The sequence below is a fragment of the Acidovorax sp. AC410 genome (genome assembly GCF_979253235.1).
Window position 1 is genome coordinate 4713129 of sequence record NZ_CEEDCG010000001.1, and the last position, 19525, is coordinate 4732653.

Sequence of the window (19525 nt, forward strand, 5' to 3'; positions counted from 1 at the left end):
CTCCCGTGGTTGCTGCATGCCTGTGTTTGAGGGCGGAGGCCGGGATGTGCGCCCGGCGGCGCAGTAACTTTCTCTTGCGTCGCCAAGAGAAAGTCACCAAAGAGAAGGCGGCCCCCAGTCTGCGTCCCCCATCGCCCGATGGGCGATGGGGGCAACCTGCGATGCTCGGATCTGGGGTGGTGCCGATGAACTCGCTGCGTTCTTCGAACTCCGCTCAAACAGCATCGGCAAGTCAGATCACGAAGTGCGTGTGTCCTTCGGCACACGCACCCACCCCAGCCCCTGCGCTTCTCGGCGCAGCCAGCAGGGGTGGGGAGCGGGTACCGCACGGCTGCTGCTGCGCAGCTGCGCCGGGTGTCGGTTCGCGCTGCGCGCTGCCGACGCAAGTGGCGCGATCGCTCTGCCCAGGCCAAGCGCAGCGAAGGCGCAACGGGCCGAGCGAAGCAATGGCCCGAGTGGAGCCCGCGCCCACCCCCTTCTGACCGTGCCGAGAAGCGCAGGGCCTGGGGTGAGCGCGTGCCGAAGGACACGCGCCTCGTCATCTGGCTCGCCGAAGCTGTTTGACCGGAGCTGCCTCGAAGAGGGAGCGCAGGGAGTTCTTCGGCGTCACCCCAGGACCGAGCATCGCAGGCTGCCCCACTCGCCCAACGGGCGAGTGGGGACACGGGCAGCGGGGTCGCCTTTTCTTGGCCTACGTTCTTTTGGCGAAGCAAAAGAAGGTAGGTGCGCCGCCGGGCGCACACCCCGGCTCCTGCCCTCGGAAAAAGCATGCAGTAGCCACACCCACAAACCACAAACAGCAACTGATCCGGTAGCGGTCAATCAATCATTCGACCACAACGCCGACTTCGCTATCCCCGCCACATACTGAATCACCTCCACCTCATCCTCCGGAATGCTGATGCGCGGATGCGCCTCGTTCACCGAATCGAGGTGCACCATCCCATCGCGCACATAAGCCAGCTGCTTGACCATGACCTTGCCGCTGCGCTCGCGCACCAGCACCTCGTCGCCCGGCATGAAGCCGTGGCTGGGTTCGATGACGACGAACTCGCCGTGGCGGATGCGCGGTTTCATGCTCTCGCCCTTGCAGCGCAGGGCGTACGCGTTGGGGTCGCGCGTGGGCCAGTTGATGCGGCCGTCGCCGTGGCCCACGGGGTACTGCAGCTCGCAGAAGTAGCCGTCGTCGCCCAGCTGCGCGGTGCCCACCACGGGCACGCCCTCGGGGGCGAGGATGCGGGCGGCCTCGCTGCCGGCGCGCAGCAGCGAGGGGAACATGCTGCCCAGGGGCAGGTTGGCGCGCTTTTCGAGGTTGAGGGCGGCGCGCTCGCCAAAGGCCTCTTCCTCGTCCAGGTACTGCGTCATGCGCCCCTTGCTCACGCCGAACTGGTCCATGAAGCGCTGGCGGTCGGTGCCGAAGTGCTTTTCGAAGTAGGCGGTGAATTCCGCGCGGCGGGTGCTGTCGTTGCTCATGGTTGCGCAGTTTAGCTGGAGCTAAATTTTTGGCAAGATGTTTTAGCTTTTACTTGACTATTGGTTTAGTTAAAACTAAACTTGCTGCCATGAGATTCACGGATTGGCTGGATGCCGAACCTGGCCGCAACAAGTTGGTCGCCGAGCACTTTGGGCTGACGCCCAGCGCCATCACGCACTGGCGCCGCGCGGTTCCCCGAAGCCGCATGCGCGAGCTGCATGCCCTGACGCAAGGGGCGGTGGACTTTGCGGGCATGTTGCCGCGATCCCGGGGCCCAGCAGCGTCGGTGGACTTCGGTTGCGGGGACGGTTGATCCCCTGGTTTCTCCTGCCGTGGCGCTGATGCAGCAGGCGCCACGGCCTTCGACCCGGCGCTGCCTTGTTTGCCTTGTGCGGCGCCGGGTGTTTTTTCTTTTCTTTTGTGATGGGCCCACCCGTGCGCTCCTGCGGGAGCGTGGGCGCCCGCACGCCTTGTGAGGAGCCGTACGAGCCATGCGATCAACCCCACCATCCCCCGTGCCTGCGGGGCCCAATGCCTTTGAATCGGTGCGCCCGCGCGGTGCCGATGCTGCGCGCAGTGCTTCTGCGCACCACCGGCCCGAGTTGCCTGCTGGCCCGGTGCTGCTGTTCAACCGCAGGGGCCTGCGCACGGTGGGCCTGGCCCCGCGTGTGCGGGGCTCCATCTGCATCGAGAGCCGTGCCCAGGCGCAGGCCAGCCTGGACAAGAGCCGCCGCATTGCGCGCGACTGGAGGCAGTGATGGCGCTTGGCAACACCCTGCAGCTACTGCGTGCAGCCGCGCAATCGGCGGCCGCGCAGCACATTCCTCTGGCCGAAGCGAACCACCACGAGCCGGGCACCGCGTTGTGGGCGCAGTTCAACGAGGCCTATGCCGCGGCCCCGGGGCAGGAGGGCGCGTGAGCAACAGCAGCAACAGCACCAGCAGCGACGCCAAGGGCAGCGCAGGCCTGCCTGCACCGCTGACCTTGCCCGCCTGCGACCTGAGCGACTTCCAGTACATGGAGCTCGATGTACGGCGGCTGCGCGACTCGAAGTTTGCGGCCGCGGTTGAGGGCGAGGCGTTTCGCGCGGGCATTTTGCTGTGGTGCGCGGCCTGGCACCAGGTGCCTGCGGCCTCGCTGCCCGACGATGACGTGGAGCTGGCCAACCTGGCCGGCTATGGCCGCGTGCTCAAGGAATGGAAGAAGGTGCGCGCTGCGGCGCTGCACGGCTTTGTGAAGTGTGCCGATGGGCGCCTGTACCACCCGGTGGTGGCCGAGAAGGCCATTGCGGCCTTTGCCGCCAAGGAGAAGTACGCCTACGAGAAGTACTGCGACCGCCTGCGCAAGGAAAACGCCAAGCGCGCCAAGGAAGGCAAGCCCGCGCTGGGCGTGCCCCCGCAGGCGCTCTGGAAGACCGGGGCCTACCCGCATGGCATGGCGCCGCAGGGCGAGGGCTGCGGGCCCGAACAAGGCGATTGCTTTCCGCCGGAAATCCTGCACCCGTCCGCCAGCAATCCACCGGAAACCGGCCTTAAAGGGAACCGAAAGGAACGGAGCCGAGAGCGAGACGGAGAAGGAGATGGAACAGACCTCTTTGGTGGGGACAGCAGCCCCGTTGCTGGCGCAACGGGCGGCGCCGCACCGGCCACGGGGCAGGGCAGCACGGTGGGCACGGCGCCGGCCAGCCGAGGCCGTGATGCGGGTGTTGGCCTGCCACCCGAGGGGGCTGCCGACGGGCTGACGCGCGATGCGCTGTGGTCCGCGGGCAAATCGCTGCTGCAGCAGGCGGGCATGCCGCGTGCGCAGTGCGGCAGCTTTGTCGGCCGGCTGTGCAAGGACTATGGCAGCGACATCGTGGCCGAGGCCGTCAGTGCCGCCTGCGTGGCGCGCCCGGCCGACCCGGCCCAGTACCTCAAGGCCGTGTGCATGCGCGCCGCTGGGCAGCGCGGCGGCGGTGGCAGCGCTGCTGGCATGCACATGCCGGGCGTGCTGCATGCGCCGGTCAACCGGCAGGAGGCGCTGGAGCAGCGCAACCGCAGCGTGGCCGATGCCTGGGCGGCCGAGGCGCCTGGGCTGTCCGATGCAGTCGATCACCCGCCCATCCATGGAAAGGAGCCCCCGCATGCAGCCCTCTGAACGCAGCCTGTTTGCGCAGCTGATCACCGACGTGCTCGCCTACTACCGGCAGGACGCCAGCCGCTTTGTGCTGGACCTGTGGTGGGGCGCGTGCCAGCCGTTCGAGCTGTCGCAGATCCACCAGGCGATGCAGCGCCACGCCACCGATCCCGAGCACGGGCGTTTTGCGCCGCGCGTGGCCGATGTGGTGCGCATCCTTGCCGGCACGGCGGCCGACCGTGCGGCCCTGGCCTGGGGCAAGACGCTGGAGGCCATGGGCAGCGTGGGCGCCTACACCGACGTGGTCTTTGACGACCCCGCCATCCACGCCGCCGTGCTGGACCTGGGCGGCTGGCCCAAGGTGTGCCGCACCGACCTCAAGGAGCTGGGCTACCTGCAGCACCGCTTTTGCGAAAGCCACCGCGCCTACACCGGGCGCGGAACCTTCGACTACCCGCGCTGCCTGGGCGGCGACCGCAGCCCCGACAGCGAGTACGCCAAGGTCGGCCTGCCCCCGCCGCGCATCGCATTCATTGGCAATGCGGAGCGCGCGCGCCTGGTGTACGAGGGCGGCAGCGCGGCGGGCAAGACGGCGGTGCGCTTTCACTCGCTGCAGGCCCTCGCGGCTGCGCCGCGTGCCGCGATTGCTGAGGACTCGGCTGCGCCGCGTGCCGCCACTGCGGGGGACTCGGCTGCGCCGCGTGCCGAAAAGGGGGCCGTACCCAACGCTCAGGCCGCCGTGCCGCTGGATGCAACGCGAGCGCCTTCGCCCGCGCCGCGCAGTGCGCAGCCCATTGCCGTGCGCGCACCGCAGACCAGCCCCGCCATGGACCGCGCTGCATTGCGCGCACTGGCATCGGCGGGCCCCCTGGCAGCCGCCGCAACACCCCCACGGCCCGGCGCATTGCGTGCCGCGACCGGGGTGCGCCGGCCGGCCTACCGCCCGGGCGCCACGGCGGCCCATTCCCTGAACACCACCACCGCAGAAAGGACGTACCCATCATGAAAGCCATGCTCATCAAATCCGCCGAAGGCCTGCGCGGCAGCACGCCGGACGACCAGGATGCCTGGGCCCGTTTCACGCGCAAGCTGGAGGTGATGAAACCCGGCACCTGCCTGCGCATGGAGTGGAGCCGCCCGCGCAACGGCCCGCAGCACCGCCGCCTGTTCGCGCTGCTGCAGGTGGTGGCAGAGAACAGCGAGATCTACGACACGCGCGAGAAGGCGCTGGTGGCCGTCAAACTGGCGGCTGGCTACTGCGACGATGCCATCGACCCGCGCACCGGCAGGGCGGTGCCCATTGTTCAGTCGATCCGCTACGAGGCCATGGACCAGCAGACCTTCGAGCGCTTCTACGCGGCGGCCTTCGATGCGGTGCTGCAGGTCATCCTGCCGGCCATGGACCGCACCACCCTGCAGCGGCTCATCGCCATGGTCGAGGAGGGCTGGGCATGAGCGCCGCGCTGCTGGCCGTTGCACCTCCAGGCACGGACACGGGCGTGGGCCTCGTGGTCTGCGCGCTGCTGCGCAGCGGTGGGGCAGGGCAGCCATGCCCTGCATGCCAGGCCGCGCAGACCCGCGCGCACAGCCCCCTTTTTCGCGCCCGCTGCCACGGCTGCAAGGTGCGCGCGCTGGCGCAGGGGCCGCAGTTCTGGCGCTCGCTGAAGGAGGGCGCCCACACCGATGCCTACCAGGGCGAGCTGGCTGCCGTGTTCGGCGCGGCTGGCGCCGCCGCGGGCCATGCCGTGGTGCTGGCGGAGTACCGGCGCCTCGGGGCCCTGCCGGACAACGCCGCGCGCTGCGGCGTGTTGCCACCTGGCTCGCGCAGTGATGCCATTGATGGCATCAACACCCACAACAACCATCCAGGACGAGCATGCTGATGACCGACCACAACACCAACCACTACCGCACCGTGGAAGAGGCCTATACCCGCGCGGGCACCTCGTCCTCCAACCTCAAGGTGGACCCGGATCGCCGTGGCGATGCCGACGTGCTGATCGCCGCGGGCTGGTCGCCCGGCATGCTGGGCGGCGCGCTGATGCGCCTGCGCGGCGAATGGGACAGCGTGGCAGCGCCACGCTTCACGCAGGACAGCAGCGCGCACCAGCGCCGCAGCCACCCCGAGGCCGACGCGGTGCAACTGCTCTCGCGCCTGCGCTCGCTGGCGCAGGTGCTTGAGGCCGTGGAGCGCTGGGCCACGGCCAAGCACCTGGCCGACCCGCGCTGCCTGGCGCGCACCAGCGTGTGCTATTGGCTCGACCCGACCTGCCGCGCCTGCATGGGCCGCGGCAGCGCGCTGGTGCCCGGCTCCCCCATGCTGGGGCGCCTGTGCAAGGCCTGCGGCGGCAGCCGCAAGGCACGCGAGCCCATGGGCCAGGACGGCCGCCGCATGCTCAACATGCTGGACGATTGTGTGAGCCGCAGAAACCAGTCGATGAAAAAACGCTTGCACAACGCCATGCACCGCGGTTAGAATTGCACCAGACGATTGCAGAGGGTGCTTACCCTCTCGCCCGTCGCCCCTCTGTTGATTGCCCGCAGCCACAGCCTGGCTCCTCGCCTGTAGCGACTGCGGTAGATAGTTGGGGTGGTGTGTCGTCTTGAATCTTTATCAATCCCGCATGGTTTGCCCTGCGGGATTTTTTGCTTTTGCGGCCCTGCTTTGTTGGCAGCGGCCCTGGTTTCGTTCTCCCTCCTTTTTCTACTGTCCCACGTGCATGGCGCACCCGCGCTGCGCGCGCGTTGCGGCGTGCGCCAACATCCATTCGCCGAGGTCTCCATGAACCCTGCCACCAAAGCACTGCATGAAACCCTGATCCGCCTGGCCAAGGGCGCGATCACCGCTTGGGAGCAGTGGCTGCACAAGCAGCAGCCGCCGCAGCAATCCTGACCCACCGTTCACTCTGCCCCGCGGCAGGCCGCTCTCCTGGATCTTCCGGGGACACGCCTGCCCCATGCCACGCAGACCTTGCGCCGCACTTGTTTGATGCGGCTTTTTTGTTTGTTTGTTTGTCACTTCATTTTCTCCACTGAAAGGCCCATTCCATGGCTGTATCCCTGCCCGACGGCGCAACCATCGCCATTGCAACCACCTACGGCTCGGTCAAGACCGTGACCGCCATCACCAACGCCAACCCCGGTGTCATCACGTCGGCCGCGCACGGCCTGCTCAACGGCGCTTTCTACGAGCTCAAGTCGGGCTGGCAGAAGATCAGCGACCGCGTGTTCAAGGCTGCCAACGTGGCCACCAACGCGCTGGACGTGACCGGCATCGACACGACGGACACCAACCGCTTCGCGGCCGGTACCGGCGTGGGCAGCCTGCGCGAGATCACGGCCTGGACGCAGATCCCGCAGATCCTGGAGTTCACCACCAGCGGCGGTGACCAGCAGTTCGCCAACTTCTCCTTCCTGGAAGAAGACTACGAGCGCCAGCTGCCCACGGTGACCAGCGCCCAGTCGATCCAGATCGGCATCGGCGACGACCCATCGCTGCCCGGCTACCAGGCCCTGAAGGCCGCCGGCGAAGCCCGCGCCATCCGCGCGCTGAAGGTCACCCTGCCCAACGGCGCCGTGCTGCTCTACAACGGCTTCGTGTCCTTCAACGAAACGCCCACGCTGACCAAGGGCAGCGTGATGCAGGTGCGCGCCACCATCTCGCTGCAAGGCCGCCCCACGCGCTACTGAGCGCGCCAGGCGCCGTGAGGCGCCTGTTTCTCCCTTCGTCTGCACCGCTACAGCTTGCTCTGGCCGTGCAGGCACCCCCTGCACCGCCCCGGCCCTGTTCGCTCCTTCGAGGGGGCGGCAGGGCTTGGCACGGGCTTTTCGTTTTTGTTGACTGTTTCTCCCTCGAAAGAAAATCACCATGGCCAAACTCGTTATCGGCAAGTCCACCCCCAAGTCCTTCGCACTCAAGGTGGAAGTGCCCACGCCGCACGGGCTCGACGAAGTGAACTTCGACGCCCGCCACCTGCCCTCCACCGTGTGGGCCAAGATGCGCGAGCAGCACGCCGAAGCCATCGGCAAGACCGTGCAGACCCTGTTCGATGCCGCGCGCCAGGAGGCCGAGAAAGCCCATGCCGCCGAGCAGAAGGACAAGCCCGTCGCCGCCAAGAAGCCCGCCGGCAAGAAGACGGCGGCCGCTGCTACTGCGGCCACCGATGCGGTAGACGTGTCGGACGCCGACGCCAAGGAAGCGGCCATCACCGCGCTGATCAAGCCCGTGAAGGAAAGCGACATCGCCAGCCTGCGCGCCAGGCACAGCGCCGAGCTGATCGTGCAGATCGTCACCGGCTGGGACCTGGACGAACCCCTGGGCGTGGACGCCCTGGTCGACATGTGCGACAGCTACCCCGGCGCCGCCGAGGCCGTGTTCAAGGCCTACAACGAAACCCGCGAAGGCCTGCGCCTGGGAAACTGAAGGCCATTGGGCGCGCGCCCTACCAAAAGCCGCCCGATGAATCCGAGCTGGCCGTGTGGGGCATGCGGCCCAGCGACTTCCCCGAGCAAGACGTGGAAGTCTGGCCCGAGCACGTGGACGCCTGCCTGCTGTTTTGCAGCGTGAGCACCCAGTGGCGGGTGGGCATGGGCGGGGCGACGGGTCTGGATTATCTGGCCGTGTTTGCGACCCTCGATCGACTGCACCGCGACAAGACCGATGACGAGCGCGATGCGATCTTTGCGGATGTGCAGGTGATTGAACGGGCGGCGTTGGAAGAGATGAATGGCAGGGACTGAGCAGTCCGGCGGGGCGCCAGGTCACGTCTTGTTTTGTTTGTGCAAGCCACCTTCGGGTGGCTTTTGTTTTTTGGGCTTGCGCTTGGCGGGCCATATCCATGAGAGGTTGAGTATGGCCATTGATCAAACCGCCGATGCAGTTCAAGCAAACGCGCAGTACCTGGCACAGGGCCAGGCCATGGTGTCTGTGGCCCAGCAAATCGAGCAGGCCGTGGCGGGGCAGCTGGCTGTGTTTGGGAGCATGCAGCAGGCTGTGTCGGACCTGTCTAGCGCTATGCAAAGCCTACCGGGTGAGTTGGGCGGCGTGTTTTCTGCGTTGCAGTCGGGCAGTGAGTCGGGCACCAGTTTCCTGGAGGTGAGCAACCAAATTGTGGGAACTCTTGCGGACTCCTCTGGGGCTGTTGCCAATGCTGGCGCGGCCTTCGCGGCCTATAGCGGTCTGCTGGGAGCAGCCGTCGCACCGTTCACGATGGTAGCCGCTGCCGTTGCAGGACTGTCCATCGCCTACCACGAAGGCAGCAAAGAATCTGTGGAGTATGCCAAAGCTATTGCGTTGACGGGCAACGCGGCAGGCACCCGCGTGTCTGAATTGCAGGCCATGGCCGTCAGTGTGAGCAACGTGGTGGGAACCCAAGCCAAGGCTGCGGAGGCACTCGCCGCGTTGGTCGGGTCGGGCCAGGTGGGGGTTGCTTCCCTGGAGCAGTTCGCCGCCACAGCGGTGTTGATGGAGCGCAATGTCGGAGTTTCCATCAAGGACACCGTGCGTGCCTTTGCTGAATTGGGTGAATCCCCCGTGGAGGCGTCCCGCAAACTGAATGCCCAGCACAACTACCTGACTTCCTCCGTCTATGACCAGATCAAGGCTCTGGAGGAGCAGGGGCTGAAGACGCAAGCAGCAACGCTTGCGCAGCAGACCTACGACTCCGCCATGGTCAAGGCCAGCAAGACCGTCGAAGATCGGCTGGGCTACCTGGCGAAAGCATGGCGCGGCGTCTCCGATGGGGCCAAGGACGCCTGGGACAAGATGCTCAATTTGGGGCGCCCGGAGACCGTCGATAGCAAGCTTGCGAATGCTGAAAAGCAGCTTGAAACCATCAAGCGCGAGCGTTGGAAATTTGGCAATGGCGAAATTGGAGAGGATGCCTACAAAAAGGCGCTTGATAAGTTTCAGCAGCAAATCGCTATGTTGCAAGGCCGCAAGCAGTCGGAGCAGGCCGCTGCTAGAGAGGAAGGTGAGAAGGCCACATCAGAGAGAAAGTCGATTGAGGCGGGGGATTCGGTTGATAGACGCATTCAGGCTGCCAAGCCAGCTGACCAGCGTCGCAAGGATGAACTCGAAAATTTTCGCAAAGAGCGAGAGATCATTGCCGCCAAAGACCCCACAGACAAGCGCTTGGGAAAGCCAACGGTTGCAATGGTTGAAGCCCACATCAACGCCCAGTTTCAGGGCGGAGGTGCGAAGAGCCCTCCAGGTGAGGACGCATCCACCCTGGAGATCATCAAGCAAAAGATCGCGGCCGAGAAGGAATACATCGAGTCATTGGGAAAGCGCGGGACTGCGCAGGAAAAGCTCAGCGAAGGTGCAAAGCTGGAAGCTTCAATTCAAAAGGAATTGGACAAGGGCAACCTCAGTGCCCGTGCGCGGGCGCAGAAGGAGAAAGAGCTTGAAGCAGCCCGGGAACTGACGAAGCTGAATGCATTGCGTGCTGCAAAAGATGCGGAGATATCAGCCCAGTCCAAGGCGGAAGAGGAGCTGAAGAAGTACGCCGAGTCTGCCAACAAAGCTGCGGAAGGGATTGGAAAAGCGGCCGAGGCTCAGGAGGCTCTCAACAAGGCGTTTGGCAAGAGCAAGACCGAGGTCGAAAAAGGCAAGCTTGATGAACTGAAGCAGACCAGAAACAAGGAGGCGGACGCAGGACCTCCGATTCCTGGGCTGCTTGAGGCGATGGACAAGGGCATTGCACAACAAGAGCGCTACGTATCGAGTCTTGTGGTCGCTGACTTCCAGGCTATAGGCGCTCAAGCCGACGCATTGCTGAAAACGGCCAGGGAGCAAAGCGAGCTTGCGGAAAAGGATGCGCAAATGACGGGCCTGTCGGCCGTCGAGCGTGCGAAGCTGGTGGCTTTGCGCCAGGTCGAACTCAAGTACGCCAAGGAGCTGGAAAAGCTTGACAAGCTTCCTGAGGGCAAAGAGAAGGATGCGGAACGAGCCAAGATTGAGGAGGCCAAGCGCATCGAGGGCGAGACGGCGGTGGCCAAGGTTGTGCGGGAGGACTGGCAAAAGACAGCGGACCAGATCAATACCAGCCTGACCGATGCGTTCATGAAGAGCCTGGAGTCGGGAAAGGACTTTGGTAAGAACCTTCGCGAAGCGCTCAAGGAGCAGTTCAAGAACCTGGTGCTCAAGCCGACCATCAGCACCATGATGAAACCCGTCTCGGGTGCATTGAGTAGTTTTGTGACCAGCATCATGGGCGGGGGTAACAGTCCCGTCGCCACGAGTGGGGGTAATGGCGGTACGGGGGGTGACGATACGTACGGCGGTGACGCCCAGATCGGTAACCTGATGACGATCGTCAATGCGGGCTATCAGGCATACAGCGGTACGGGGCTTGTCGGCGCCATTACGAAAGCTTTTGGTATCGGTGGAAGTACCGGTGCTGGCGCTGGTGCTGGTGCTGCCGCAGGTGCCGGTGGGCTGAGCGCCACCGGCTGGGGCGTGGTCCTGGCTGTGCTGGCCAATGCGATGGGTTTCTTCCGTAGCAAGAACATCGTCGGATCGGGTCTGCAAGGTACCCTTGGTCGCGGTGATCTGTCTGCCTGGGAGGAGGAACGCACGGGGGGGACCCTGGTTTCCGGGTCGAGCTTCGAGACCACCGACCCGATTGCCCGATACAAGGAGCTCAAGCGCCGTGACCAGGAGGCCGTTGCGCGCTTCAAGGCGGAAGGTGCAACCGGCGGGGCCTCGGTGACCTACAACGGCCAGGCCTACGATCGCACGCTCGCTGCCTCCAGCACCCTCAACTACGGAACCTACGACGAAGAAATGGAGCGGATGATCGGTCTGGTGCAGGCCCAGTCCGATGGCATCCAGAAGGGGTACAACGAGTTTCGCAAGAATCTCGTCGGCATGGCCAACGACCTGGGCTTGGCGGGAGAGAAGATTGCGGGCTTCACGTTCGACCTGAGCCAACAAGACTTGAACTTCCAAGGACTGGACGAAGCAAAGATCCAGGAGAAGATCACCGCTGCATATGGCAAGGCCGGCGCGGGCATGGCGAAGGAGGTATTGGGACAGTGGATCACCGAGACGGTGGATGTTGTCAAAAGCACGCAGCTTAGCCAACTGACCGGGTCGTCCGACGCGTTGTATGACGTGAAGGTGGAGCAGGTTACGCGCAAGCGCTATGAGCCCAGCGAATACGCCAAGGCAGGTGAAACCGCTTTCGATACGCTCAAGCGCCTGGCTACGAGCTTCAACACGCTCAACGAAGCAAGCGATGCCCTGGGGTTTGGCATTCACCAAGGTAGCCTGGCCCTCGCCGACTTTGCTGATGACTTCATAGAAGCGTTTGGTGGGCTGGAGCGCTTTACGGCCTCTACGGGCGCTTTCTTGCAGAACTACTACAGCGACGAGGAGCGCCGCCAGTACTTGGCTAGCAGCGGTTCGCGCCGGCTGGAAAAGTTGGGCATCAATGTCTCGGCTGAGCAACTGTTGGGTGCTACCGGAAACGACATCAAGAACGCTGTCAACTCGGTCGTGTCCAACCCGGATCTGTATGGCGATGTCATGGACATCGCCAACTACCTCGCGCCCCTGTACCAAGGGGCGGCGCAAGCAGCACCTGCGGTTGAGAACCTGACCAACGCTGTTGACGAACTGACCCAGAAGTTCACCGGTGCCAAGGAGTCCTTGCTCAACGATGCCAAGTCACTGTCGGTGGAGCTGCTGAGGGCCCAGGGCAAGGAAGGGCAAGCCAAGGCGCTGGAGCGTGAGAACTACCTGGCCGGATTCTCCGACCTGGATGAGGGGCGCAGGCAGGAGCTTGCGACCCAGTACGACGCCAACACGGCCACCCGCCGCGCCATCGAGGTGCAGAACGAGCGCAATGGACTGCAGGACGAGCTCAATGCACTGACCGACGATGCGACCCAGGCGCTGACCCGCCAGCGTGATGCTCTTGATGGGAGCAACCGCGCGCTGTTCGACAACGTGCAGGCAGTCAAGCTGCAAAAGACGCTGGCCGAGGAACTCCCTGGCGTGCTGAGCAAGTACATGCTGCCGGCCCAGCGCCGCAAGACGCAGTACGAGAGCGCTGCGGCGGACTTGAGCGCAGCAGGCATTCACGTGACGGGGGATCAACTGGCCAATGCCAGCAAGGAGCAGTTTGCGGCGGCCGCCATGTCGGTCTACAACTTGGGCTCCACCACCGATGGCATGCGCCTGGCATTGGTGCGTGCTGCGGGCGCCATCGCCGACATCAAGGATGCGGAGGTAGACGAGGCGTTTGCCAATATCCAGCGGATGGTTGCTGTCCAGCAGGAGGCGGCGGAAGAGACCAAGGCACGCGTCAAGGCGGTTTTTGACCTGGTCAAGTCGTCTGTGGATGAGCTGTACAGCGAAGTCGACAGCACGATGCGCATGCAAGCTGCCGAAGGCCAGGATGTCATCTCCAAGGCGTTGGCCACTGCGCAGAGTACCGGCAAGCTGATGGATGCAGAGCAGCTGGGCGAAGCCATCTCGGCTGCGCGCCAGGGGCTGGATGGCACCCAGTACGCCAGCCAGTTCGAGCGTGACCGTGATCGCCTGGTGCTGGCCGGAAAGCTGTCGGATCTGGAGGAGATCAGCGGGGAGCAATTGAGCGAGGCGGAGGCCCAACTCAAGAAGCTCGAGGGCATCCTGGACCAGGCCCAGATCCAGGTCGATGAGCTGCGCGGCATCCACAGCGGTGTAGGCGATGTGAACAAGGCGCTGCAGGATCTGACGGACGCCATCAATGGCAGGACGAATACTCCCGCGGCAGCACGGTCTTCGAACGTCATCGCGGGCCGTGGGGAAGCTTCCTTTGATACCACAACGGGCCGAGGCACCACCAAGGATGGTGTGGAGTTCGAGCGCCAGGCCATCTTGAACGCAGCCCGCGAGGTGCTGACTGCGGCACCCGATGGCTCCGGGGCGATGAGCGTCTACAACGCATTGGCGGCGGGTGGCTACACCCTTTCGCAATACAACGAGATGTTCGGCATGCCTGCCGGCACCCTGGAGCAAGAGGCCCAGAAGCTGGGCATGAAGGTGTTCCACAGGGGCACGCCCTTCGTTCCCAACACCGGCTTTGCGCTGCTGCAGCGCGGTGAAGCAGTTATCCCAACGGCCTACAACCCCTTCGTTCACGGTCGCAGCCTGGGCGATACGGCGCGGCTGGAAGCGCATCTGGAAAAGCTCACCGACGAGGTGATGCGCCTGCAGAGCCTGCAGACCCTGGGCAACACGCACGCGCAGGCCACGGTGGAGTTGCTGGACAACGTGACCGAGGGTGGCAACGGCATCCGTGCCGAGATCATGAACAAGGTGGAGCTCGTAGCATGAACATTCTGATTCCCATTGAAATCACCGACGCGATGATCAAGCCAGGCACCAGCGTTGCCGAGCCGGACACATCGGCGGGTGAGGTGGCCTGGGTGGCCAGTGGAACCTATGCGCTGGGCGATGAGCGGCTGAGCGAGCACGCCATCTACGAGTGCGTGAAGGCCCACAACGCCAGCACGGTGCTGCCCCGACTCGATGCGAAGAACTGGCTGCGCAAGCGGGCCAGCAACCGCTACGCGCCGTTTGACTACTACCTGTCCACTCGCGGCCAGGGCACGGGCAGCGTGACCTATGTGCTGCAACCGGGCTTCTTTCGCGCGGTGGATGTGCGCGGCCTGGTCGGCGACCGCATCAAGATCACGGCGCGCGATGCGCCCGGCGGTCCGGTCACCAAGGAGATCGACCAGGATCTGTTCGAGCACCCCGCAGGACTGTTCGAGCTGCTGTTCATGCCGCTCAACAAGCGCACCGATGCCTCGTTGCGCGACATCCCCATCAGCCCCACAGCCGAGGTCACGATCACGGTGTCGGGCGGGGCTGGCGCAAAGGTGGGCATCGGCAAGCTGTCCGTCGGCATCTGGCAGTCGCTGATCGGCCAGGACAAGTTTGGCGGTGTGGAGTCGGGCCCGCGTGCACGGCCCAAGAGCTACACCTACCGCAAGTTCAACGACGACGGCACGTTCGAGCGCGTGCAGCGCGGCAGCGCCACGAACGTGGATTTCACGGTGACGCTGGAGACGTCGGAGGCCAGCGCGGCATCCGCAATCCTGACGCAGATCCTGGACACCCCCGTCGTCGTGGAGGCCAGCAAGCTGCCGCGCTTCGGCTGGCTCAACACCGTGGGCATCGTCACCGGTGACCTGCAGTCCATCAACCACGCGCTCGCGCGCGCCTCCATTTCTGTAGAAGGGTTCATCTAAATGGCTATCCAACCTGTGCCGGCCGCGCCGGCGGCTCTCCCATTCCCGGGCCTCAACGAGAAGGCTGCGGGCACGTACAACGCGGCCGCCTTTGCATGGGGCAACCAGATGCCAGCGTATGCGGATGGCATCAAGGCGCTGGGGGACAACGCGTTCAACAATGCCACGGAGGCGAAAGGCAGCGCCGATATGGCTTTGGACAAGGCCGGTGTGGCATTGGCTGCGCGTGACCAGGCCGTGGCCGCTGCCCATTCCGCCCTCAATTCTCCGGGCACGATGGCCACCAGCAGCACCAGCATGGCGCTGACCGCCGGGACCAGGAGCATCGTGCTGGACCAGGTGGGCAAGCATTTTGCGAAAGGTCAGTACCTCATCGTCGCAGCGACGAGCAATCCCAAGGTGCAGGCGGGGGCCACGCTGCTGGACTTCGATGCCGCAACGGGGGCCATGACGCTGTCCCTGGATGAGCCTTCCGGCTCTGGCACTTACGCCGCGTGGACGGTGAGCGTGGGCGCCAGGCCCACCGCGATGACGCGCATCCCGTATGTGAGCCGCGGCGAATTGCGCTCCACCTCCTATTACTCAGGCGGCGCTGTGCTGGTGGAGGCGCTGGGCCTGTTCATCCACGTGGTGGGCTCCACAGAAGTGGATGACGACGAATCCTGCTTTGCCACATCGACCGGGCGCTGGCTGCTGGAGGCCGTGAACTACGAACTGATGGATGCCTGGATGCAGGCATCTGGCGCGACCGGCGACAACGCGGCCGTGCTCTACGCCAGGGGCCTGTGCCCCATTGCCACCGTGGCATCGGGTGCCAGTGCCAGTTTCAATGTCCAGGTGCCTGGCGCCTCGGTGGGAGACCGGGTGCTGGTGAACTACGGCCATGCCCGGCCACCGACGGGTGGCGCAACGATCATGGGTTACGTATCTGTAAACAACCTCGTGACCATCACGATCAGCACCATGTCCGCCTCCAGCGGTGGCGGGGCTGCGCAACTGGATGGTCTGTATTCCGTCACTGTTTTCAAGGAGATTTGACTATGCCTGTTGTTCGTTCCATGCGCCTTTTGGCTTCGATCGAGTCGGGAACCACCGATGGCGCAGCGCTGGAGGCCGCATTGGCCGATTCCGGCCGCCGCTCGGAATTCGTGGGGATGTTGTCGCAGCGAAGCCTGGCACGCCGCCTTGCATCGAGCAATGTATCGACCAACGCGATCCTCGCAAGTCCTTTGGCGCTGGCATCTGTCATGCAAAGCGATGTGGCTGCGCAAGAGTTTGCAGGCAGCAGCGTCAGCAGCAATATCCTCAAATCGTCGCCGATCGCCATGAAGGCCGCAACGGTGAATGAGCCAGGCATGAGGGCGTGGGTTTCCCAGTTCCCTTCGGTATCGCGCAGCTTTGCCAATACCCAGGGCGGCACCAGCCGCATCAACGATGTCGCCTATGGCGCTGGCCTGTACGTAGCGGTGGGAGACAACGGCACCATCATCACCTCGCCCGACCTGGTGACCTGGACTGCCCGCACCAACCCCACCGGCACCACCAGCAACCACATGGCAAGCGTGGCCTACGGCGGTGGCCACTTCGTGGCCATCGGGACCAATGGTTCGTCCGTATCGGTGGCATCGTCTCCCGACGGGATTACCTGGACGGTGCGGCCCTTGCCGTTTTCCACGGTCTCCGCGGACGGCGCGCGCAACATCATCTATGCCGACGGTAAATTCGTTTCCCTGTGGTTCTATTCGGGCCAAAGCCGCGTTTGCTATGCGGCAAACCCGACCAGCACCTGGACTTCGGTGACGGCTGTACCCAATGCCAACCAGGTCAACCAGATTGCGTACCGCCCGGGAGCAGGGTTTGCGGTGAGTGTGGTTGACAGCGTCCCTGTCAATTGGAACGTCGCGTTCAGCACAGATCTTGTCAATTGGAAGACAAGCCTGGCCGCACCTGTTGGCGCCGGCAGCAGTTCCTATGTCTACCAGCTTGCTGCGGGGCCGGAATACTTCTATGCCATGGCGACTTCCTCTACCTACGGGATTTTGCGATCGCGCGACGGACTGGGCTGGGAGCAGATGTCCATCGAAACGTCTTCTGAGTACCCGGATACCTCCGGGAAGAACTGCTGTCTGTATGCGGCTGGGGGCTTTTTCCGATTGAACTCGTCCAACCGAATTCGCGTTTCAACCGACCATGGGGCATCTTCCAAGAATTTCTCTGCATTCATGGCCTCCAGCAACTACATGCGGTTGGCCTACGCCAACGGTCTCATCTTCATGCTGAGCAATTCCACGGCCTATGCCACCCATATTCCGATCGCATGAAGATCCTCTTCAATTCCGACGGCGTGGCGCAGGGCACGGCTCTGGACAGCTACGACGGCCCCGACGCCTGGTGCATGGCGCCAGAGGGCTTTGCGCCCGAACAGCTGCGCCAGTACACGCTGGTGCGCGGTAAGCTGGTGTCCACCCCGTCAGCGCGGATTACCCGTCTGGCGCTGCGCAACCGCTTCACCCAGGCAGAAAAGATAGCGCTGGAGATGGCGGCGCTGGACGACCCCGCTGGCGCAACGCCAGCGCGCCAGCAGGCCGCGGCCTTGCGCGTCTACCTGGCAGACCTGGCTGCTGCAGAGTCCGTCGATCTGTCTCGCGCCGAAACGCGGGCGGGCGTGCAATACCTCGAAACAGCCGCGCTGCTGGCGTCAGGCCGCGCGTTGGAGATCCTGGATGCGCCCGTAGTACCCGAAGAACGGTACCCGTGACCTGAAGGCCCCTGCACGGCGATTGCGCGCAGGGGCCTCGTCTCGTCATTGGCCATTTTTGCCTTGACGGCAAGGGCCACACGATTGCCGGTGGCCGTGCATGGATGCGCGAGCGTGACCGGCACCACCCGCCCAATGAATACCAAGCCGCACCAGCGGCTTTTTTTCGCCCGCCTCCCGCCCACCAGGCGGCGAAGGCCTGGGTGACGACTGCAAGGAGCAGCGAGCATGAGAAACGAAACCATCGACGCCCTCGGCGCCACCGGCAGCAAGACCATTGCGGCCGGCGCGGGGCTCACCGGCTTTGGCTGGATCACCTCCAACGAGTTCCTGGGCCTGGTGGGCGCCATCGTGGCCGTGGCGGGCCTGGCGATCACCTGGTACTACAAGCGCGAGGCGAACCGACGCCACGTGCGCGAGCATGAGCTGCGCATGGCGCGGCTGCGCCGGGGCATGGACACGCCGGACTCCGACCTGGCCGAGCAGGGGGTGGACGAATGAGCAGCAACTCGGCCGACGCGGGCGACCGCGGCCTGCGCTACTTTCCGCACCTGGTCGGCTCCCTCGCCCTGGCCAGCGCCGCGGTGCTCACCTTCCTGGGCCAGTGGGAGCCCGATCAGCGCGACCCCGGCTTGGTCTATGCGGACAAACTGGCGGGCGGCCTGCCCACGGTGTGCAAGGGCATCACGCGGCATGTGACCCGCACGCCGGTGGTCGTGGGCCAGCGCTGGACGCCGGCGCGCTGCGCGCAGGAAGAGGGCGCCGCCATCGAGGTGCTGCAGCTGCGCCTGGCCCAGTGCTTCACGCGGCTGCCGCCGCAGAGCGTGTTCGACATGGCCACCAGCCATGCCTGGAACAACGGCGTGGGCAGCACCTGCGCCAGCCAGGCCATGGTGGCGTGGAACGCGGGCGACTGGGCGCTGGGCTGCCGGCGGCTGGGCGTGTCCGACAGTGGCAAGCCGGTGTGGAGCTATGTGCGCACCGGCCGCGTGCTGGCCGATGGCAAGCCCGAGATGCGCTTTGTGCAGGGCCTGGCCAACCGGCGTGCGGCCGAAACGACGGCGTGCCTGGAAGGGCTGTTGCAGGGGCACAGGCCATGAGTGCGGTGGTGGTGGAGATCGTGCTTGGCATGGTGCTGCTGACCATGCCAAGCACGCCGCAGCCGGTGACCTACACGGCGACCTCGGGTGCCATCGTGCTGGGCTACAGCAGCGTGGCTGGCTGGGTGCCTGCGGAGCAGTGCTTCAACCGCTGCCGCACCTTCGCGAACGAGCCTGTGCCGCTGCTGCGCGGCGAGTTGTCGCTGGCCGACATGGCGGACCTGAACATCGTGATTCGCCGCGACGGCGTTCCGGTGCTGTCGTTCTGGCGCTTCTTCGGCAATGTGCCTGTGGCCTATGTGGAAGGGGCGCGGTGATGGCACCGCTGCTCATCACCCACACCGCTGCCGCTGTGCTTGGCGCGGCCTTGGCCGCCACCGCCGCCTGGCAGCTGCAGGACTGGCGCCTGGGTGGCCAGATCGCCGCCCTGCAGGCCAGCCATGCCAGCGAGCGCGCACGCACTCAGCAGGCCGCCTGGGCGGCGGAGCGCGCCACCGCACTCAAGTACCAAGGAGCCCTGAATGAAGCACGCACCCGTGAAGCGGCTTTGCAGCGCGATGCTGCCCGCGCTCGCACTGAGTCTGACGGCCTGCGCGAGCAAGCCGCCCATGCCGCCCGCCGCATTGCCGATGGCGCTGCCCCCGCCGCCGTCGCTGAGTACGCCACTGCCGTCGGTGAGCTATTCGCTGACTGCAGCCGAAGCTATCAAAGCCTGGCGCGCCAGGCAGATGGTCACGCAGCTGATGCGCGAGCCCTCACTGAAGCCTGGCCCGTGAAGAATGGCAATCCTTCTGGTGATACCAACGGTATGTGACCCAGCGCAGGTCTCTG

The 19525-nt window shown here is 64.9% G+C and carries 21 protein-coding genes; 20 read left to right on the forward strand and 1 reads right to left on the reverse strand.

What is annotated here, in order from left to right; genetic code table 11:
• Window positions 1-822 precede the first annotated feature (822 nt).
• Window positions 823-1473, reverse strand: a complete 651-nt coding sequence (locus tag AC0IZS_RS21855) for a S24 family peptidase (RefSeq protein ID WP_007862258.1) — start codon at window positions 1471-1473, stop codon at window positions 823-825.
• An 89-nt stretch (window positions 1474-1562) separates the two neighbouring features.
• Between AC0IZS_RS21855 and AC0IZS_RS21860 the strand changes: the two genes are divergently transcribed.
• The 20 genes from AC0IZS_RS21860 (at window position 1563) to AC0IZS_RS21955 (ending at window position 19508) form a co-directional block, all read left to right on the forward strand.
• On the forward strand, window positions 1563-1787 hold the full coding sequence (locus AC0IZS_RS21860; protein WP_471637548.1) for a hypothetical protein: 225 nt from the start codon (window positions 1563-1565) through the stop codon (window positions 1785-1787).
• A 178-nt stretch (window positions 1788-1965) separates the two neighbouring features.
• Window positions 1966-2232, forward strand: a complete 267-nt coding sequence (locus tag AC0IZS_RS21865; RefSeq protein WP_471637549.1) for a hypothetical protein — start codon at window positions 1966-1968, stop codon at window positions 2230-2232.
• Window positions 2232-2393 (forward strand): hypothetical protein, encoded by a 162-nt coding sequence (locus tag AC0IZS_RS21870; RefSeq protein WP_471637550.1) that lies wholly within the window; start codon window positions 2232-2234, stop codon window positions 2391-2393. The genes AC0IZS_RS21865 and AC0IZS_RS21870 overlap by 1 nt, the downstream gene beginning before the upstream one ends.
• Complete coding sequence (locus AC0IZS_RS21875) at window positions 2390-3610, forward strand: DUF1376 domain-containing protein (RefSeq protein ID WP_471637551.1); 1221 nt, start codon at window positions 2390-2392, stop codon at window positions 3608-3610. The genes AC0IZS_RS21870 and AC0IZS_RS21875 overlap by 4 nt, the downstream gene beginning before the upstream one ends.
• Window positions 3597-4595 carry a DUF6475 domain-containing protein gene (locus AC0IZS_RS21880; RefSeq protein WP_471637552.1) on the forward strand — a complete coding sequence of 333 codons (999 nt, stop codon included), beginning with the start codon at window positions 3597-3599 and terminating at the stop codon, window positions 4593-4595. The genes AC0IZS_RS21875 and AC0IZS_RS21880 overlap by 14 nt, the downstream gene beginning before the upstream one ends.
• Window positions 4592-5044, forward strand: coding sequence for a hypothetical protein (locus AC0IZS_RS21885; protein ID WP_471637553.1), 453 nt, complete (start codon window positions 4592-4594; stop codon window positions 5042-5044). Before AC0IZS_RS21880 ends, AC0IZS_RS21885 begins: the two co-directional genes overlap by 4 nt.
• Window positions 5041-5472 carry a hypothetical protein gene (locus tag AC0IZS_RS21890; RefSeq protein ID WP_471637554.1) on the forward strand — a complete coding sequence of 144 codons (432 nt, stop codon included), beginning with the start codon at window positions 5041-5043 and terminating at the stop codon, window positions 5470-5472. The genes AC0IZS_RS21885 and AC0IZS_RS21890 overlap by 4 nt, the downstream gene beginning before the upstream one ends.
• Window positions 5466-6065: a hypothetical protein gene (locus AC0IZS_RS21895; protein WP_471637555.1), complete on the forward strand. Its 600-nt coding sequence runs from the start codon at window positions 5466-5468 to the stop codon at window positions 6063-6065. The genes AC0IZS_RS21890 and AC0IZS_RS21895 overlap by 7 nt, the downstream gene beginning before the upstream one ends.
• Window positions 6066-6637: 572 nt before the next feature.
• Window positions 6638-7279: a phage tail protein gene (locus AC0IZS_RS21900; protein WP_322592565.1), complete on the forward strand. Its 642-nt coding sequence runs from the start codon at window positions 6638-6640 to the stop codon at window positions 7277-7279.
• A 178-nt stretch (window positions 7280-7457) separates the two neighbouring features.
• Complete coding sequence (locus AC0IZS_RS21905; protein WP_471637556.1) at window positions 7458-8012, forward strand: phage tail assembly chaperone; 555 nt, start codon at window positions 7458-7460, stop codon at window positions 8010-8012.
• A gap of 62 nt (window positions 8013-8074) precedes the next feature.
• Complete coding sequence (locus tag AC0IZS_RS21910) at window positions 8075-8329, forward strand: DUF1799 domain-containing protein (RefSeq protein ID WP_471637557.1); 255 nt, start codon at window positions 8075-8077, stop codon at window positions 8327-8329.
• Between the two features lie 112 nt (window positions 8330-8441).
• Window positions 8442-13916: a phage tail length tape measure family protein gene (locus tag AC0IZS_RS21915; RefSeq protein WP_471637558.1), complete on the forward strand. Its 5475-nt coding sequence runs from the start codon at window positions 8442-8444 to the stop codon at window positions 13914-13916.
• Window positions 13913-14836, forward strand: a complete 924-nt coding sequence (locus AC0IZS_RS21920; RefSeq protein ID WP_471637559.1) for a hypothetical protein — start codon at window positions 13913-13915, stop codon at window positions 14834-14836. The genes AC0IZS_RS21915 and AC0IZS_RS21920 overlap by 4 nt, the downstream gene beginning before the upstream one ends.
• Window positions 14837-15874, forward strand: a complete 1038-nt coding sequence (locus AC0IZS_RS21925) for a hypothetical protein (RefSeq protein WP_471637560.1) — start codon at window positions 14837-14839, stop codon at window positions 15872-15874.
• Between the two features lie 2 nt (window positions 15875-15876).
• Window positions 15877-17157, forward strand: coding sequence for a hypothetical protein (locus AC0IZS_RS21930; RefSeq protein ID WP_471637561.1), 1281 nt, complete (start codon window positions 15877-15879; stop codon window positions 17155-17157).
• The gene (locus AC0IZS_RS21935; RefSeq protein WP_471637562.1) at window positions 17154-17594 is read left to right on the forward strand and encodes a hypothetical protein; all 441 of its coding nucleotides are present in this window, start codon (window positions 17154-17156) and stop codon (window positions 17592-17594) included. The genes AC0IZS_RS21930 and AC0IZS_RS21935 overlap by 4 nt, the downstream gene beginning before the upstream one ends.
• 228 nt (window positions 17595-17822) lie before the next feature.
• The gene (locus AC0IZS_RS21940) at window positions 17823-18095 is read left to right on the forward strand and encodes a holin (protein WP_471637563.1); all 273 of its coding nucleotides are present in this window, start codon (window positions 17823-17825) and stop codon (window positions 18093-18095) included.
• A complete protein-coding gene (locus AC0IZS_RS21945) occupies window positions 18092-18694 on the forward strand; it encodes a lysozyme (protein WP_471637564.1) in 603 nt (200 codons plus the stop codon). Before AC0IZS_RS21940 ends, AC0IZS_RS21945 begins: the two co-directional genes overlap by 4 nt.
• Entirely contained in the window at window positions 18691-19011 is a 321-nt protein-coding gene (locus AC0IZS_RS21950; protein WP_471637565.1) for a hypothetical protein, read from the forward strand. The genes AC0IZS_RS21945 and AC0IZS_RS21950 overlap by 4 nt, the downstream gene beginning before the upstream one ends.
• The gene (locus AC0IZS_RS21955) at window positions 19011-19508 is read left to right on the forward strand and encodes a hypothetical protein (RefSeq protein WP_471637566.1); all 498 of its coding nucleotides are present in this window, start codon (window positions 19011-19013) and stop codon (window positions 19506-19508) included. Before AC0IZS_RS21950 ends, AC0IZS_RS21955 begins: the two co-directional genes overlap by 1 nt.
• Window positions 19509-19525 lie beyond the last annotated feature (17 nt).

Excerpts from the sequence above, each read along its gene's own strand:
- AC0IZS_RS21865 (WP_471637549.1), top strand. The coding sequence starts at position 1,966 with ATGCGATCAACCCCACCATCCCCCGTGCCTGCGGGGCCCAATGCCTTT.
- AC0IZS_RS21915 (WP_471637558.1), top strand. The coding sequence starts at position 8,442 with ATGGCCATTGATCAAACCGCCGATGCAGTTCAAGCAAACGCGCAGTAC.
- AC0IZS_RS21925 (WP_471637560.1), top strand. The coding sequence starts at position 14,837 with ATGGCTATCCAACCTGTGCCGGCCGCGCCGGCGGCTCTCCCATTCCCG.
- AC0IZS_RS21950 (WP_471637565.1), top strand. The coding sequence starts at position 18,691 with ATGAGTGCGGTGGTGGTGGAGATCGTGCTTGGCATGGTGCTGCTGACC.
- AC0IZS_RS21870 (WP_471637550.1), top strand. The coding sequence starts at position 2,232 with ATGGCGCTTGGCAACACCCTGCAGCTACTGCGTGCAGCCGCGCAATCG.
- AC0IZS_RS21890 (WP_471637554.1), top strand. The coding sequence starts at position 5,041 with ATGAGCGCCGCGCTGCTGGCCGTTGCACCTCCAGGCACGGACACGGGC.
- AC0IZS_RS21940 (WP_471637563.1), top strand. The coding sequence starts at position 17,823 with ATGAGAAACGAAACCATCGACGCCCTCGGCGCCACCGGCAGCAAGACC.
- AC0IZS_RS21900 (WP_322592565.1), top strand. The coding sequence starts at position 6,638 with ATGGCTGTATCCCTGCCCGACGGCGCAACCATCGCCATTGCAACCACC.
- AC0IZS_RS21880 (WP_471637552.1), top strand. The coding sequence starts at position 3,597 with ATGCAGCCCTCTGAACGCAGCCTGTTTGCGCAGCTGATCACCGACGTG.
- AC0IZS_RS21920 (WP_471637559.1), top strand. The coding sequence starts at position 13,913 with ATGAACATTCTGATTCCCATTGAAATCACCGACGCGATGATCAAGCCA.
- AC0IZS_RS21885 (WP_471637553.1), top strand. The coding sequence starts at position 4,592 with ATGAAAGCCATGCTCATCAAATCCGCCGAAGGCCTGCGCGGCAGCACG.
- AC0IZS_RS21930 (WP_471637561.1), top strand. The coding sequence starts at position 15,877 with ATGCCTGTTGTTCGTTCCATGCGCCTTTTGGCTTCGATCGAGTCGGGA.
- AC0IZS_RS21905 (WP_471637556.1), top strand. The coding sequence starts at position 7,458 with ATGGCCAAACTCGTTATCGGCAAGTCCACCCCCAAGTCCTTCGCACTC.
- AC0IZS_RS21955 (WP_471637566.1), top strand. The coding sequence starts at position 19,011 with ATGGCACCGCTGCTCATCACCCACACCGCTGCCGCTGTGCTTGGCGCG.
- AC0IZS_RS21855 (WP_007862258.1), bottom strand. The coding sequence starts at position 1,473 with ATGAGCAACGACAGCACCCGCCGCGCGGAATTCACCGCCTACTTCGAA.
- AC0IZS_RS21935 (WP_471637562.1), top strand. The coding sequence starts at position 17,154 with ATGAAGATCCTCTTCAATTCCGACGGCGTGGCGCAGGGCACGGCTCTG.
- AC0IZS_RS21895 (WP_471637555.1), top strand. The coding sequence starts at position 5,466 with ATGCTGATGACCGACCACAACACCAACCACTACCGCACCGTGGAAGAG.
- AC0IZS_RS21945 (WP_471637564.1), top strand. The coding sequence starts at position 18,092 with ATGAGCAGCAACTCGGCCGACGCGGGCGACCGCGGCCTGCGCTACTTT.
- AC0IZS_RS21910 (WP_471637557.1), top strand. The coding sequence starts at position 8,075 with ATGCGGCCCAGCGACTTCCCCGAGCAAGACGTGGAAGTCTGGCCCGAG.
- AC0IZS_RS21860 (WP_471637548.1), top strand. The coding sequence starts at position 1,563 with ATGAGATTCACGGATTGGCTGGATGCCGAACCTGGCCGCAACAAGTTG.